This window comes from Thalassotalea sp. HSM 43, from assembly GCF_004752005.1.
In the GTDB taxonomy this organism is placed as follows: Bacteria; Pseudomonadota; Gammaproteobacteria; order Enterobacterales; family Alteromonadaceae; genus Thalassotalea_A.
Window position 1 is genome coordinate 3972520 of the sequence record NZ_CP038493.1, and the last position, 15941, is coordinate 3988460.

General features: G+C 41.9%; 17 protein-coding genes. 2 read left to right on the forward strand and 15 right to left on the reverse strand.

What is annotated here, in order from left to right; translation table 11 throughout:
* Positions 1 to 21: 21 nt before the first annotated feature.
* Positions 22 to 477 carry a YybH family protein gene (locus tag E2K93_RS17460; protein ID WP_135440314.1) on the forward strand — a complete coding sequence of 152 codons (456 nt, stop codon included), beginning with the start codon at positions 22 to 24 and terminating at the stop codon, positions 475 to 477.
* A 99-nt stretch (positions 478 to 576) separates the two neighbouring features.
* On the opposite strand, the gene E2K93_RS17465 is transcribed toward E2K93_RS17460, so the two are convergent.
* The 6 genes from E2K93_RS17465 to E2K93_RS17490 form a co-directional block, all read right to left on the reverse strand.
* Positions 577 to 1404 carry a transglutaminase domain-containing protein gene (locus tag E2K93_RS17465; RefSeq protein WP_135440315.1) on the reverse strand — a complete coding sequence of 276 codons (828 nt, stop codon included), beginning with the start codon at positions 1402 to 1404 and terminating at the stop codon, positions 577 to 579.
* Between the two features lie 27 nt (positions 1405 to 1431).
* Positions 1432 to 1662 carry a DUF350 domain-containing protein gene (locus E2K93_RS17470; RefSeq protein ID WP_135440316.1) on the reverse strand — a complete coding sequence of 77 codons (231 nt, stop codon included), beginning with the start codon at positions 1660 to 1662 and terminating at the stop codon, positions 1432 to 1434.
* A 93-nt stretch (positions 1663 to 1755) separates the two neighbouring features.
* Complete coding sequence (locus E2K93_RS17475; RefSeq protein WP_135440317.1) at positions 1756 to 2451, reverse strand: SGNH/GDSL hydrolase family protein; 696 nt, start codon at positions 2449 to 2451, stop codon at positions 1756 to 1758.
* 117 nt (positions 2452 to 2568) lie between these two features.
* Positions 2569 to 3036, reverse strand: a complete 468-nt coding sequence (locus tag E2K93_RS17480; RefSeq protein ID WP_135440318.1) for a helix-turn-helix domain-containing protein — start codon at positions 3034 to 3036, stop codon at positions 2569 to 2571.
* Positions 3037 to 3192: 156 nt separating this feature from the next.
* Positions 3193 to 3750 (reverse strand): nitroreductase family protein, encoded by a 558-nt coding sequence (locus E2K93_RS17485; RefSeq protein ID WP_135440319.1) that lies wholly within the window; start codon positions 3748 to 3750, stop codon positions 3193 to 3195.
* A gap of 241 nt (positions 3751 to 3991) precedes the next feature.
* On the reverse strand, positions 3992 to 4684 hold the full coding sequence (locus E2K93_RS17490; RefSeq protein ID WP_135440320.1) for a DoxX family protein: 693 nt from the start codon (positions 4682 to 4684) through the stop codon (positions 3992 to 3994).
* 229 nt (positions 4685 to 4913) lie between these two features.
* On the opposite strand from E2K93_RS17490, the gene sppA reads away from it, so the two are divergent.
* Entirely contained in the window at positions 4914 to 6791 is a 1878-nt protein-coding gene (gene sppA, locus E2K93_RS17495) for a signal peptide peptidase SppA (protein ID WP_135440321.1), read from the forward strand.
* Positions 6792 to 6901: 110 nt separating this feature from the next.
* Here sppA and E2K93_RS17500 read toward each other — a convergent pair whose 3' ends face one another.
* From E2K93_RS17500 to E2K93_RS17540, 9 genes are all read right to left on the reverse strand, one after another.
* Positions 6902 to 7174: a hypothetical protein gene (locus tag E2K93_RS17500; protein WP_135440322.1), complete on the reverse strand. Its 273-nt coding sequence runs from the start codon at positions 7172 to 7174 to the stop codon at positions 6902 to 6904.
* 250 nt (positions 7175 to 7424) lie between these two features.
* A complete protein-coding gene (locus E2K93_RS17505; protein WP_135440323.1) occupies positions 7425 to 8282 on the reverse strand; it encodes a DUF349 domain-containing protein in 858 nt (285 codons plus the stop codon).
* A gap of 15 nt (positions 8283 to 8297) precedes the next feature.
* The gene (locus tag E2K93_RS17510; RefSeq protein ID WP_135440324.1) at positions 8298 to 10208 is read right to left on the reverse strand and encodes a DUF349 domain-containing protein; all 1911 of its coding nucleotides are present in this window, start codon (positions 10206 to 10208) and stop codon (positions 8298 to 8300) included.
* On the reverse strand, positions 10205 to 10510 hold the full coding sequence (locus tag E2K93_RS17515; RefSeq protein ID WP_135440325.1) for a YeaC family protein: 306 nt from the start codon (positions 10508 to 10510) through the stop codon (positions 10205 to 10207). The genes E2K93_RS17510 and E2K93_RS17515 overlap by 4 nt, the downstream gene beginning before the upstream one ends.
* 9 nt (positions 10511 to 10519) lie before the next feature.
* On the reverse strand, positions 10520 to 10843 hold the full coding sequence (locus tag E2K93_RS17520; protein ID WP_135440326.1) for a hypothetical protein: 324 nt from the start codon (positions 10841 to 10843) through the stop codon (positions 10520 to 10522).
* A gap of 119 nt (positions 10844 to 10962) precedes the next feature.
* On the reverse strand, positions 10963 to 12438 hold the full coding sequence (locus E2K93_RS17525; RefSeq protein ID WP_135440327.1) for an alanine/glycine:cation symporter family protein: 1476 nt from the start codon (positions 12436 to 12438) through the stop codon (positions 10963 to 10965).
* An 85-nt stretch (positions 12439 to 12523) separates the two neighbouring features.
* Positions 12524 to 13651 carry a M14-type cytosolic carboxypeptidase gene (locus E2K93_RS17530; protein WP_135440328.1) on the reverse strand — a complete coding sequence of 376 codons (1128 nt, stop codon included), beginning with the start codon at positions 13649 to 13651 and terminating at the stop codon, positions 12524 to 12526.
* A gap of 126 nt (positions 13652 to 13777) precedes the next feature.
* Complete coding sequence (locus E2K93_RS17535) at positions 13778 to 14188, reverse strand: TlpA family protein disulfide reductase (RefSeq protein WP_189637812.1); 411 nt, start codon at positions 14186 to 14188, stop codon at positions 13778 to 13780.
* A gap of 280 nt (positions 14189 to 14468) precedes the next feature.
* Positions 14469 to 15914, reverse strand: coding sequence for a glyceraldehyde-3-phosphate dehydrogenase (locus tag E2K93_RS17540; RefSeq protein WP_135440330.1), 1446 nt, complete (start codon positions 15912 to 15914; stop codon positions 14469 to 14471).
* Between the last annotated feature and the right edge of the window lie 27 nt (positions 15915 to 15941).

The following is a 15941-nucleotide window of genomic DNA, read 5'->3' on the forward strand; positions in this document are numbered from 1 at the left end:
CAATTCAACAAAGGACATAACATGAATAAGTTGGCTTTGATTTGCCTTTTGCTATTAGTTACGGCGACAAAAGCAGTGTCGGCAGAAGATTTAGCGTCGATTATTAAGCAAAATAATCAACAATATATGGCCCTGTTTAACGCCGGTGACGCGGTGGGTCTTGCCAACTTGTATACCGATGACGCCGTTTATTCGATGGATGGTTTTTCTATTGTTACCGGCAAAGACGCCATTATTGCGCAGATCAAATTAGAAATGGCCGCAGGACCAGCAACCATTGAACTTACCACAGTAGACTTAGAAGCTAACGGCACAACCGCATTTGAAACAGGAACCTGGCTAGTAACCGTTGTCGATGGCGACAATAAAATCCTGATTAATGGTAATTATATGGTGGTATGGCAGCAACAAGCCGATAAAAAATGGTTAATATACCGCGATGTTATCAATCATTCAGAGCCACACCAGACAAAATAAGCCTGATGCTTTGGCTCGAGACTTTAAAGCGTAATCATTCGCTTTGATTACGCCATGTTGTAAAACTCAGCCGGTGTTCAAATAATCGAAGTAATCGAGTTAATCGCTGTTACTGGACGTCGAATTGTTATACTTTGAGCGTTTTTTCCAATGCTCTCCCAAATAGTCCTTGGTCATTGGTGTCGAGGTATTTTCCCAAAAATACTCGCGATTAAACATATATTGCGGGTAGTAATGTTGGCTTAAAGACGCGAGCGGATAGTGGTTCCATGACTTGCCGGCGCGCTTATCTGTAGCTTCTAGAATGTACATTTGCTCATTTTGATTGGCCACGACCCAAGCATGGCCGCCATCTTTATATTTACCAACCACGACGCGTGCATCAATACCTTCAGAGATAAGCCAGTCTGCTAATGCAATGGCATGATCTTCACAATCGCCGCGTGGCAATTGATAGGCTTGCGCCGAGTTTTGCCACATGTCTGCTACGCCATATTGCTCGTCGTCTAATTGATAGGCTTTTCGTTTTGACAATACGTACAGTGGTAACCATTTATTCTCGACATTAAATGGGTGAATGCCAACCAGATAACTGTTGACGAAATAGTGTTTATAGTCGACACCTTGCGCCGTTGCAGTCGCAAAGTTTTTCAAACTGTCACGCCAATAATAGATGTACGACTTTTCATTCGCGTAGTATCGATCGAGTTGATAGTTAACGTAACTGTCCTTCATGCGTCTATTGTCAGCGAGCATCACAACCTCACCACGTTGGCGACGGTTTAATCGCAAATTGGGGTCAATGCTATCCCCCGCGAGTTGGGCGTGTTGCAATAATTTCGTATCCGCCGTTTTTGCAGGAGCGATTGATTGCAAATAAACCACAGCAACACAGGCAAAGATAAACGCGGCTAAGGTACGTATCATAAGTTTTAACCTAAGCGTTAAAAAGCGCTACGCTTTTAAACCAAAACAAATGATCAGAGCGACGAAGATAAGAATTGACGAGGCAAATATCGCTACGGCCATGTTGTTATTCTTAAGCTCTTGTTGGATATCGACACCTTTAAGCAGCATTTTATCGACCCAAAGTAATGCCAATACGGCGACGACAACGGCAATAACCGTGTAGCCTAGGTTGATACCTAAATTAATAATGCTGGCAGAGACAAAATCCCATTCCATGAGGTGTTCCTTGTTAATTATTGTTATGTAGGAACGGTATGTTAACCAGTTCTAAAAAGAATTGCTACGGTTAGAGAAACCTCTGCTGTAACATTAAATGCTGGTGAGAATGCGTTTCGCTGCTTGCTTGGCCCATATACGATACATTATGCGGCCAGGATGGAAGCCATCCATCGCTACCATAGATTTATTTGGCGGTAGCGCCAGACGAAAATGTTGGCTGTAACGATCACAACTGTATTTCAAGGCACGGTCAAATTCACGGCCTCTATCGGCCATAAACCACTTTAACGGTTGAGGCAGCGCAGTCATTCTATCTATTGGCGGGATGGCGGTGTGTAAAATCAATCGAGGTGCAAATTTGCGTTGAATTTTATCGCGTAAGATGTGCTGTAAGTCGAGCCATTCATCGACTTCAACTAGCCCGGTGACATCATTAACCCCTAATGCCGAGATAACCACGTCATATTGCTCGTTCGCGAGTTGATCCATTTGCAATATCGCGTCTTCCGTTGTTGCACCGGACTTGGCATGTAACCGCCATTGCACGCGACGTTGTTTGCTTAATTGATTTACCAGACGACCTAACAAGGCGAATTTTTGATGCTTTACACCAACCCCAGCCGCGGAAGAATCACCAAGCACTAACAGCTTAAGGTTTTTGCCCATGCCAGTTTCACCGTACCTATTGCCATTGGGTTCGTCCATTTTGGGAACAGTACGGCGCACGTGCCAGCCCTGACAATAAAATAAGGGCATGAGTAACATTTGTGAGATTCGTTTGATCAAAGCAATCTCCTGGACCGAAGAGTTATATTTATTTAGAGCGTTGAACCAGACTCACTTTAATTATTGTTGAAAATTTCGAAACAGACAAAATAAAAGCGGCTATTAGCCGCTCTTTTTTTACAGCTTTCTGCCAAGCCGTTTTTCGATTTCCTTTTTCTCCCAATCAGGACTTAAAAAGGAAATAACGTCATATGCCCAAATACCATGCAAGGCTAAGCCTATAGTCCAACCAATAACCAGATAATTAATCCATAACACCTCGGGTGTCAGCATAATATTAAAGATGTACATACATGGAACCACGACCATGAAGGTTAATACATGTGAGAAAAAATCTTTGATGTCTTGAACTTGTTGAAAGACCTGTTGCTCTTCGTCGCTTACTTGATAATCTTTTGTCATATCCTTGTCCCCTCGCAGCGTTTGGATGTTTGTTTCAAACACGGCGGCGAGAGATTTAAGCGATTCATTACCCGCTTTATGCCCGCGTTCAATTCGCTGAATGGTACGAACACTAAGCCCGGAAAATTCAGCCAATTGTTGTTGTGACCAGCCTTTTTGCAATCTCAACTTTTTGATTAACACGGTTTTCTCCCTTTGCCGAATGTGATGTCGCTTACGTTATAACAAACAATGACGCTAATACGTGACGACAAACACCTGACATGAAAGTGACAATGTAATTATTTCAGTGACTTAGCGGTTTCTTTATGACCAAGCATATAATTAATTTTAGACCACTTAGCGCCAATGGCGTACTTCTATGTTATCAATACGGCGTGGCTTTTTAGCCAATTGTTTGCTCTCTGTACCAACATACAAAAATCCAACGATGTCCTGATCCGCATCAATGGCCAATTTTTGCTTTACTACAGGATGCTCAGCTAACTCTCCGGTGCGCCACATAGCATTAAAACCTTGCGCCACTGCGGCCATTTGCAATGCATGAGTTGCACAACCGGCGGTGATCATCTGTTCGTGCTTAGGCACTTTAGGGTGGCTTTTATATTGAGTTGATACAACCATGATCATTGGCGCTCTGTAGGCCATTTTCGCAGCTTTTTGCAGTTTGAATTCATCACTGGTGAGTAGCATCATTACATCAACAAATATGTCGGTGAGTTTATCTAACCCCTGCCCTTGAATAATATCTACTCGATACGGATTTAAGTTGCCGTGGTCAGGTACGGCGAGTGCTGCTTGCAGCATCTTATCAATTTGCGCTTGATTTGGTGCTGGCGCTTGTAATAAGCCATTGGATTGACGATTAATAAGGAAGTCTATAGCGGTTGTTGTCATTGTTTGATCATGATTGTTGGAGGTTTAACGGCAAGGTACCATAAAACGAATTGATTCTCATTACTGAACAAATTTTTTATAAAAAAAAGCCTGTCCAAATGGCCAGGCAACTTTAGGGTCTGAAAACTAAGTCATTATTACCTACGGGTTCATTTTAAAATAAGATCACTTATTAATTAAAAATAATAACGACGGTTTTATGCGTGCACCGCTCATGCTTTAGTCATGCACTGCTTATGATTTAGCTTTGTGTATCAGGTTGTTTTTTTATGTCGTCGGTAAACAGCCAATAGTCTAGGCTGACGTAGCGACCAGGGCCGACAAAAAACAAGGCCAGTAACATAATGAAATACGTCGACGCGAATTCAATGCCATTATTGAGCACCACCACATTACCGGTTTCATAAAGCCAATCGGTATTACCATTTTCTTCAACAATATCACGTATACGGGTTAACCGTTTTGATGCTTCGACACTGTTAGCTAAAGATTCATCGGCACTTTCGAAACCCAACCATGAAAATACTTTAGCTGAGCTTGTATCCGGATTGGTTGGCGCGACAGCGTACCAACCCTGTTCTAAATGCACCGTGGTTGCCGCTACTATCATGGTAAACATTAACGGAATACTAACCAGTCGTGTCGCTAGGCCTATCAATAATAACCAACCGCCAAAGAACTCTGTCCACGCCGCAGCATTAGCTAACACCTCAGCATACGGTAGACCTAAACCCCATTCACTGTTACCGAACCATTCGACAACATTTGGATCTGCCATGATCTGTTCAATAATGGCTAAATCAGGGTTAGAAAATTGCATTTTATTGTAACCAGCGATAATAAACACGGGCGCTAAGAATACGCGCATCAATAATGCAGGAATGGCATCAAGTTTAAGGATTGAGTCAACGGCCTTGTTGTATGTAGCTATCATTGTTTTAATAGTCCTTTGTTTAAGTATCAACAACTTATTAGAACAGTTTAGCCGAATTTTTATTTCCTGCATGGCAAATAAATGTGGAAAAAGCGGCAAAAGACCTTATTATTTGTAAATATTCTTTAATATATGGATGTAAGCAAAGATCTTTTTCCTTACCACATGTATATTAATAATCATAAGACCATGTATATTCTAATTATTCTGTAGCTAGACGTGAGGAAGTATGTCAGAGAAGCCAAGTGTAATAAAACGCATTTTTAAGAGTTTGTGGGTGTTTTTAAACACCTCCCGCAAAGTCTTTTTAAACCTCGTCTTTTTTATTTTTGTGATCTTTTTGATCAGTATAATTACTGATGACTCGGATCAGGTGCAAGTGGCCAATACCACTGCCCTGGTGTTAAATCCGAAAGGCGATATTGTTGAGCAAAAACGTGAAATCGATCCTGCCGATCAAATTATGCAACAAGCGTTTGGTCAGCAAGAAGAGAATCCTGAAATCTTGTTAAGCGACCTATTAATGGTCATCGAGCATGCAAAAACAGATGACCGTGTCAAAACCATGGTTATCTATCCACAAAACTTGCAACGTGCTGGGTTTCATCATTTACAAGTTATTGGTGACGCCATCAACGACTTTAAAGAGTCTGGCAAAGACGTCGTCGCTTTTGGTGATTACTTTAGCCAAGGTCAATATTACTTAGCCTCATATGCCGATAAGGTTTGGATGAACCCTGAAGGTGCAGTGATGCTTGAAGGTTTTGGTCGTTACCGTACGTATTTTAAATCTGCTCTGGATAAGCTCAACATTACCCAGCACGTGTTTAAAGTCGGTACCTACAAGTCAGCTGTTGAACCATACATTCGTGACGATATGTCAGATGCGGCAAAAGAAGCCAATAAAGCATGGTTGCAACAACTTTGGCACAACTTTAAGTTGGACATTGCTGAAAACCGCAACTTGGACCTAGCAAACTTCGATGAAACCGCAGAGCAGTTATACACTAAGTTACAGCAAGCAGACGGCAGTTTTGGTGAATACGCGCTACAAACCGGTCTTATTGATGAGTTGCGTAATCGCGAACAAATTCGTACCGATATGATTGCCAAAGTAGGTAAAGCATCAAAACATGACAGTTTCAGTCAAATAAGCTTTAAAGAATATCTTACTACCGTTAAGCCACCAGTTGCTATGGTAAACCCTATGTCAGACAAAGTTGCTGTTATTGTGGCTAAGGGCACCATCTTAAATGGTAACCAAAAAGCCGGCAGCATTGGCGGTGACTCAACCGCAAAACTACTACGTAAAGCGCGCCTTGATGATAAAGTAAAAGCGGTTGTATTACGTGTTGATAGCCCAGGTGGTAGCGCCTACGCGTCTGAGATTATTCGTCAAGAAGTTGAATTAATTAAAGCCGCAGGTAAACCTGTGATTGCCTCAATGGCCAACTACGCTGCATCCGGTGGTTACTGGATCTCTGCGTCGGCTAATGAAATTTGGGCGTCTCCAAATACAATCACCGGCTCTATCGGCATCTTTGGTATGTTTATGACCTTTGAAAAAGCACTCGATAAAGTAGGCGTACACACCGACGGTATCGGTACCACAGAATTCGCGGGCTTCGGTGTTTCACGTCCCCTACCTGAGAATATTGGTAACATTATTCAATTAGGCATTGAACGTGGTTACAAAGAGTTTTTAACCTTAGTTGCTGAGAATCGCAATATGACATTGGAGCAAGTAGACGCCGTTGCCCAAGGTCGTGTTTGGACTGGCGCCAAGGCACAGGAACTCGGCTTGGTTGATAAGTTAGGTGGTTTGGATGACGCGATTGCCGCAGCTGCGGATCGTGCGGGTTTGAAAAACTATGACGTATTGTTGGTTGAAAAAGAACTATCACCACGTCAAATGTTTATTCGCAACCTCTTTGAGAACGCTCAAGTATTGTTACCTGAAGCAACGTCGAAGTTTGAGCAAGCAGCAAATAATCCGTCGTTGAAACAACGTATCATGACTATGATCAATGAGTATGAACAAATGAATCAGCTTAATGATCCAAGAGGCATTTACTCATTCTGTCTAACCTGTGAAGCAGAATTTTAATCGACACAAACATTAAAAAAAGGCTCCTTAGGGAGCCTTTTTTATATCCGTATTTCGTAGGCTTATTATCGAGTGCATGCACTTCCCTTTAAGCCTGTACGCCCTTGTCGTTAACCCTGTTGGTTTTCGATTTCATGCAGTGGCTTTGGCGGCTTAGTTGATTCTTTTTTAGTTGGCGGAGATTTGATGATTTGTTTACGCTCTTCTTTGTATTCTTTATAGGATTTTTTATAGTCCTGCTCACACTCAATGGCTTGCTCATAGGGTAATTTACGGCACTCTTGAATGCTATTTTGTTGACCTATTTGATACCAGGTTTTGTTACTGCACCCGGTTATGGCGCAGATACCCGAAAACAAAAGAATGATGCATCGCTTTGTCATTACTAACAACCTGCTCTCTTACTGAAATATCTATCAAACACCTCTTATATATAGCATAGCAATGAAACCCTATCGTGGTAGACAACGCATTAGCCCAGTTGTGAAGAGCAGTCGTTAAGCACAGATGTAAGCACAATATGTTGAGCATAAAAAAAGGAGCTTCTCAGCTCCTTATTTATAACGCATTAACGTTGCCGCGCAATACTGCGTTATGGCAAAACATATATGATGATCGGGAATAACAACCCGTTTATTTGACAAACAATGGTTTGATACGTTGTATAAACTCCACGTCATCCTTTGTGAATGGCGCCAACGCTACCCAGTGCTTTAGCTTACTGAGTATATTCTGTGCGTCTGCCTGCATCATACTTGCGGACATCATTTCCACTTGAATCTGCATCCGTAATTGCTTGTCTTGTTGCGGTGACGAAATGGCACCAGCAATTTCTAGCTCAATGGTTTGATGACGACGATCTGCTGTTGGCTTTTTAGCACCTTCTTGTAACAGTTTAAACCAAGTTGCGTTAACACGGTCATTCGCACCATCAATAACCGCATTTTCTGCAGCTAAGTCTTCAAGTGTGGCAAACAAATCAACAAACTCGGCTTGTTTTGCTTTAGATTTATTGTCCTTGATGGCTTGCTGATAAGCACTAATTCGTGACTGTGCTTTGCCTATAATCGCTTTCGGCGTTGGCGTAAAATCATTTAATTGGTCAATAAATGCCTCTAACTCCGCTATAGTTGCATTGAGTAAACTCGACTCAGCGTTATCGTCGTTCACTTTGCTGATCATAGCGTCAAAGGTTTGACTAAATTGTGCAAACTTGGCGTCGGTTTCAGCCTTCGTTTGTTTTTGCAATGACGCCCTTTTGGCGAATACTTTATCGTTTACTTTGCGAAACGCCTTCCAAAGACTGTTATCATGTTTTGGTCCAGCAAAGCCAACGTCTTTCCACTGTTGCTGCAGTCGCTTAAGGTTGTCAATTGCTGCACCGACGTCATCATTATCTAATTCTGCTTTCGCTTTGTTAATCAATAACTTCTTGGCATCGGCATTGGTGTTATGAAAACTATATATGTTGTCCCGAATCGGCTGAATTATATCAACATATTGCTGCTACAATTCATTATAAACTTTGCGATCGACCTCGCCTGCTTGGCGCCATAATTGACTCAGTTTATGTAGCTTTGCGTCAATTGCTTTGATATCACTATCTTCTTGCTTTGCTTGCTCAGCCAATTGCACAAGATCTTGCAACAATTGTTTTTTCTGCGCCAAATGTTGTTCGCGCAATTTACTTTGCTGCGAGAAATACTCTCGACATGGCGCGAATGCTTGCTCACAGGCTTGATTAAACGCCTCATTTAATTCTTGCTCAACGTCTTCATCAGCATGGCCTAACGCGTTCCAATGCTTGCGAAACTCTTTAACTTTATCCGCTTGTTGTAATGGGCTGTCTAATGGCGATTCAACTAACTGTTGTACCTCATTCAATAATTCCTGTTTTCGAGGTGTAACAACAAAGTATTCCAGTTCGTGTAACTCTTTGATTCGTTCACTAACCGTTTGAAAATCTTTTTCAATACGATGTTGCTGACTTGGCGACAGTTCTTTGATTTGGTAAGTCAGCTTGGTATGCAGCCCAAATGCGGATTTGTATTTACCACTGGCGATAAGACGTTTTAATTCGGAAATTTTCTTACGAACAAAATCAAAGTGTTGATGCTGTTTCGCAACCAGAGGCTTTATCGCAGCGGCCCAATTGGCATTGATTTCATCACGAGCGGCGGTTATCGACTGAGGTAAAACATCATGCGCTAAATCATTAATCGGTTGCCAACTTTTCAACCATTCGTCGTACATTGGTTTGCGCTCATTTAGCTCTTCTGTGTTACTAGGCAGGGCAACATTACTGAGCTTAGAAATCAACGACGTCGCTCTAGCAACACTTTCTGCGACCATAGGTAACTGATTTAGTTTGTTATGAAGTAGCTCTATTTGTTTGAACAGGCGCTGTTTGTCGTTATCTTTGACAGTGGATTTACTGACTTTATCTAGATAGTCGTCTAGCTGATGTGATACTTCGTCTTGATTAAGTTGCGCATTTTCAAAGACGGCGTCGCTGATCAATTGCGACACGCTATTTATCGCTTGGCTAAACTCTTGCAGTTGGCTATGTTGCAGTTCAAGTGCTTGCTGCTCTTGCTGCTGCACTACATACGCTTGTTCGCGTTCAGCGAAATGGGCATCTAACTGCGCGCTAATATGGGCGTACTTTTCTTTATAGGTCGACTGTTCTTGTTCAGAAATGCAGTCAAATTCAGCAACATTTTGTTGCCATTGTGATTCGATATCTTGCTTACGCTGCAACATATCGGCAAAATCTTGATGCTCTTTAAGCGCTAAAAGCTTGGCGAGTAACAATTGCACATGTTTGTGAACCTTTTTCGGTCGTTCTATGGCATCGATCATTTGCGCAAGCTTGTGTTGTGCTTTGTCTTGTACTTTAGTGTTAGACAGCTTTTTAATAATCTTTTCGAGCTGACTCTGCTCTTCTATGCGCTCAAGTGCTTGCAGCTGCAAGTCTTCATTATCGGTAGCGAGAATGAACTGCAGCAATAAATTAGGCTTATTTATTTTAGCCAGTAAAGACTGCAAAATCTCAGATTCATGTTCGATATGCAACCACTGTTCAAGGATCGGGCTAGCAAATTTAGAATCTAAAAATTGCTGTTTTTGCGCTTTACTAACGGTGCTCGTATTGAGAATTAAATTTTGCGCTTGTTGAACGCAAAACTTTTGTATCTTATCCGAAGGGTTACAACTCGCTTGGCTTACAAAGGTATCAAAATCATTAATCTGCAAAAGTGCCGTACGTCGAACCAGATCATTGTCATCGTCGAGTACAAGCTTATCGAGGATCACTTTGTCTTCAGCGTTTTGGGGATTTAATTCCTTAATCGCTGTTATTCTTATGTTGGCATCCGCATGTTGCCATTTCGCTTTAAACAAGTTTTTAAAAATCATAAATCAGTAAACCTAGCGATATCCTCAGGGTCTTTCTTACACTTTTTTTCAACCGAAGGCTTTTTAAATTGCGAGCGCAACTCAGCTTTCGATTTTTGCACGATTTCTCCGTCTGCACCTATCGTCAACATTTGATCGTTGTCTAAGTGCATAGCCTGATAAGCCATGGTTAATTGCATCGCAGAATCGCGTTGCGGACCATCAACTTCAGTACCGTCAGGCCAACGCCCGGTTTCGGCTGCGTGTTTTAATCGTTCGTACATTTCGGTTGTCATATTGGCAACCAGATTATTGAGATCCACTATTAACCTCTATTTACGTTTAGACATGATGATGCGAATGCGATTGGCGAGGTACCACAAAAAGCCACCGGCTGTTGCACCACCACCTATCATATATTGCCAAGATTGTGGGTCTGGCTTGCCCCAAAACATAAAACCGAAGCCACCACAAAATAACAACATGGCTATCATTGAATGGTTCATTAACGTTTGTTGTTGTTTAATACGTGCCATTTGTTGCATGGATTGACGCTTTTCGTCACTCATGTCACTCACCACTGTATTACAGTGCTGACAAACCGCAGCTTTTGATGAAATTCGTTTACTACAACTTGGACAATCAATAAGAGCCATAGGCATTCCTCATACGTCGATTGTTTAATGGTTTGTTATCCGATTAAACATTACCTCAATACTTTAGATTTTACCTAAAAAAAGCGCCCCGTGGGGCGCTTTTTTAACAAAATATTGGTTTATTTTTTGTTTTCCCATAAGTCGGCATTCTTAATGCCAAGGCTCTTAGGATCAAAACTAATATTATCAATGCCATTTTTGCGTTGGCGATCATAATCATGCAACGCTTTAATGGCAGGTTTTGCGACAAAGAATATTATCAGTAGACCAACGATATTTAACCAAGCCATCAAACCAACACCAACATCACCTAGTCCCCATGCCACATCAGCAGCACGAACCGTACCGTAGAATGTTGCCGTCATAATGACTATTTTAAGCAAGGTCATTAAGCCAGGGACTTTAACCGTACGTTTAATGTAGGCAACATTATTTTCAGCGATGAAGTAATAAGCCAAAATTGTAGTGAATGCGAAAAAGAATAAGGCTAATGCAATAAATGGTTTACCAACACCAGCAAACATACTTTCAACCGCCATTTGGGTAAAGGCAGGACTGTTTGCAGCGACATCAGCCGCGACGTTTTGCACAATAAAGGCATCGCCGACACCGTGAACATTGTAGGTACCGGTAATTAAGATAACAAACGCCGTCGCAGAACAAACAAATAAGGTATCGATATATACTGAAAACGCTTGTACTAGACCTTGCTGTGCCGGATGTTGAACTTCTGCGGCAGCAGCTGCATGAGGACCCGTACCTTGACCAGCCTCATTTGAATATACACCACGCTTAACACCCCAACCAATTGCGGCACCAAAGCCTGCCATCGGCGTAAACGCATCAGAAATAATTAAACCAAAGATTCTTGGTAACTCGCTGATGTTAAGACCAATAATAACCATGGCAATGATGATATACGCCAACGCCATGAATGGCACAACCACTTCGGTAAAACGAGCAATACGTTTAACACCACCGAAAATGATAAAGCCAAGTAGCAATACAATGCCTGCACCAGACAAGATTTTCGCTGAGCTTAGTGTACCAATTGCGGTATCGATCATTGGACCGGTACCAAATGCCATCTCAACCGCATTACCAATACTATTTGATTGTACTGTTGGCAATAACACACCGGTGGCAATAATGGTGGCGATAGCAAATATCCATGCATACCATTTTTGACCTAACACCTTTTCAATATAGTAAGCTGGACCACCACGATATTGACCATCATGCTCTTCTTTATATATCTGTGCCAAGGTTGATTCGATATAAGCGGTAGCTGCACCAAAAAAGGCAACAACCCACATCCAGAATACAGCGCCTGGACCACCGAAACCTATCGCTGCGGCAACGCCGGCAATGTTACCTGTACCGACGCGCCCCGATAATGACACCGATAGCGCTTGGAACGAAGAAATACCTTGCTTTGAGCTTTCACCTGAAAGCAACAAGCGCCACATTTCTTTAAAGTAACGAATTTGAACGAATCGTGTTAGAACGGTATAAAAGAGACCGGCACCAAGACATAAATATATCAGCGCTGGGCTCCAAATAATGCTATTTAGCGTATTTACAAATTCAAGCAAACCAATAACCCCTAAAGTTTTGTTAATCTGTTATTTTTATAATATTAAAAAGGCGGTGGAGATCCCCTCACCGCCTCAATTGCTTTTATCTTAAATCATCTAGAATGTGATAGATAGCCGTTAAAAAATCTCTACCCAGTAGTGCTGATCGACTGTCGTTCCAACCAACGATGGCATCCGGTAGCAAATCATTATCTTTAAATGGCATTTCCACCGTGTAAGCCAGACATTTAAAGGTTTCCCCGACCCAATTAGAACCAACGGTTAAGTTGGCTTTACCTGGCTCATCCTTTGGATAGCCTCGGGTATCTTGGAACTCAGGAGTGATATTTAACAATATCTCTTTAAATTTGTCTTCTAGTGCCTTATGACGCTGATCGTACGATGGTACACCTTCACAACCTGCGACGAAGTTCACTGGTAGAGCCTCATCACCATGAATATCAAGATGCATATCAACACCCACTTCATGCATTTTTTCGGTGACTAAAAATACTTCAGGGCTTTTTTCTAATGATGGCGATTGCCATTCACGGTTTAGGTTAACACCAGCGGCATTGGTGCGCAGATGACCACGGACACTGCCATCCGGGTTCATGTTAGGCACTAGATAGAATACCGCTTTGCTTAATAACGCGCGTGCAACACCATCGTCTTCATCAAGTAAGCGATCAATAAGCCCTTCCATAAACCACTCAGCCATGGTTTCGCCAGGATGTTGACGCGCAGTTATCCAAACATTCATCTTTGAACTGTCTGGTTCACCGACACGCAATAAACTCATATCACGGCCATCAAGGGTTTGACCTAGCACTTGTAACTGACAGTCTTCGTCAAGCTGCGCTTGATGAATTAAGTCTTGATGACGTTCAAAGCTGTACGGTACAAAGTAAGCAAAGTACATTGAGTCTTGCTCTGGTGTTACCGTAATGGTCAGGTTTTGACCGTCAAACTGTGTAGGAACGCGAAACCAATTATGACGATCATACGATGCCATTGCTTGATAATCCTGCCAACCTTCAACATAAGCCGACTTACCAGCGTTACTGATGGTCATAACATGTTCGCATCGTTCATTGTTATGCAGTTTAAAATGAAACCATTGATAAAATTCAGATTGGTTGTCGTGTTTTATTTCAAGCTCAATATCTGCAGCCTGTTCCGCTTTAATAACGCGGATATTACCGCTATCGAAATTTGATGTGATTTGCATAGTATTTTCTAGTCTTCATTAAAATGAATGTCGCCTAAGTTTACACAACTCGACATCGTTAAAGAAGAAAATTAACGAAAAATAATACGCTAAATGAAAAGATCCTGAAAAGATAGTGAAAACCGATTACAAGCTGCGCAGATAGAGCCCCAATTCTGTCGAGTAGCCCATTGATTTGTGCTGTATTTGCTGTTGCTCATCAAGCACATAGTAACTTGGATAAGCAGACACCTTATAAGCCTGTTTGACTTGCTGATTACCGAGCAATATGGGAAATTCTAGGCCCATACGCTCGACAAACTGTTGTACTTCTTGTTTGTCTTTAAAGTCCAAAGCAACAGCAACAATATTGACGTCAGGATTACGCTGATAAAGGTTTTGTAAGTTATCCATACTAAAGCGACAAACAGAACACCATGGCGCAAAAAAGTAAATAATGGATGGATTGCTCGTATCGGCGACCAACAAATCCCTTGGCTGATAACTTAAATCAAGCAACTGAAAATTAGGTGTCTCTGAGCTATCGGCAGATAACATGCTGCTTTCTCTTACACAGGAAACCATGTTAAAGATGAGGACGACTATGACGATCTGTAAAATAAAACTTTTCAATGCTAGTTACACTTAAAAAACGAGTTGCTCTGTAATGATTTAGACCAAGTCTACCGAGAAAAGCTTTCAACTTCACGAGAAAATAGCCAACAACTTAGTAGCTAAATAATGGCCCTATGCCCTCGCCCTAAACCGACATCCAGGCCATGCATATAAAAAAAGCCGGCATACGCCAGCTTTTTTTGCATAACCATATTATATAAGGTTATTTTCTAGGTAAATTTAACACATTTACACCAGACATCTTGTTCATTACTTTTACAACCTGACAGCTGTAACCGAACTCGTTGTCGTACCATACGTAAAGAACAGCACGGTCGCCATCAACGATAGTGGCTTGCGAGTCAACCACACCAGCAAAGCGAGAACCAACTAAGTCAGACGATACGATTTCAGTTGATGCGGTAAAGTCGATTTGCTCACGCAACGGTGAATCTAGTGATACACCACGAAGGTAGTCATTTAACTGTTCGCGTGTCGTCTCTTTGTCTAGATTCAAGTTCATGATCGCCATTGATACATTTGGCGTAGGTACGCGAATCGCATTACCAGTCAACTTACCGTGTAATTCAGGCAAGGCCTTTGAAACAGCTTTCGCGGCACCGGTAGAGGTAATAACCATATTAAGTGGTGCACTACGACCACGGCGTTCTTTACTATGGTAATTATCAATTAGATTTTGGTCATTGGTGTATGAATGTACGGTTTCAACGTGACCATTCTTAATTCCAAACTCATCGTTTAGCGCTTTTAGCGTCGGTGTAATCGCATTTGTGGTACACGATGCTGCAGAGATAATCGTGTCATCATCAGCGATCATGTTGTGGTTAACACCGTAAACAACGTTCTTAATGTCACCTTTGGCCGGCGCAGTAAGAAGTACTTTGCTAACACCTTTGGACTCAAGATGTTGGCCAAGACCTGCTTCATCCGTCCAAATACCGGTATTATCGACAACTAAGGCATTTTCAATACCAAATTCAGTGTAATCAATCTCAGCTGGAGATTTTGCGTAGATAACTTTGATGTATGCACCGTTAGCACGGATAACACCTTGCTCTTCATCTACAGAGATGCTGCCATTGAACGCACCGTGAATTGAGTCACGACGCAATAGCGAGGCACGCTTTTCAAGATCACCTTTTTTACCTGGACGAATAACAATCGCACGAAGACGTAAGTTCGCCATAGGACCAGTGCGATCAATTAATAGACGCGCTAGGATACGACCGATACGACCGAAACCGTATAACACCACATCTCTAGGTTGAGAAATGCCTTGCTCTTTTAGTGGTGCAAGCTCTTTTTCTAAATACTGCTCAACAGTTAAACCGTTAGCACCACCTAGAAACAGGTAACGATACGCTAATTTACCAATATCGATATTCGCTGGGTGCAAATCCATTTTGCTTAACGCTTCAAGGAACGGCAAACTTTCACGTAGACGCAATTTGCTTTCTTCGTGAATGCCCACAGATTTGTGTGCCTTGATGATGTCAATCGCTGACGCATTTACCAAAGGACGACCATAAACTGATACTTCAACGCCGAAATTGCGGTACAACTGACCGATGATCGGTTGCATTCTTTCAGCGAAATCCTGACGTTCTTGCCAGCTTTTTTGATAAATTTCCTCGTGTTGAGAAGTCATTACGTTACCTTTTAATGTTGTAATAAA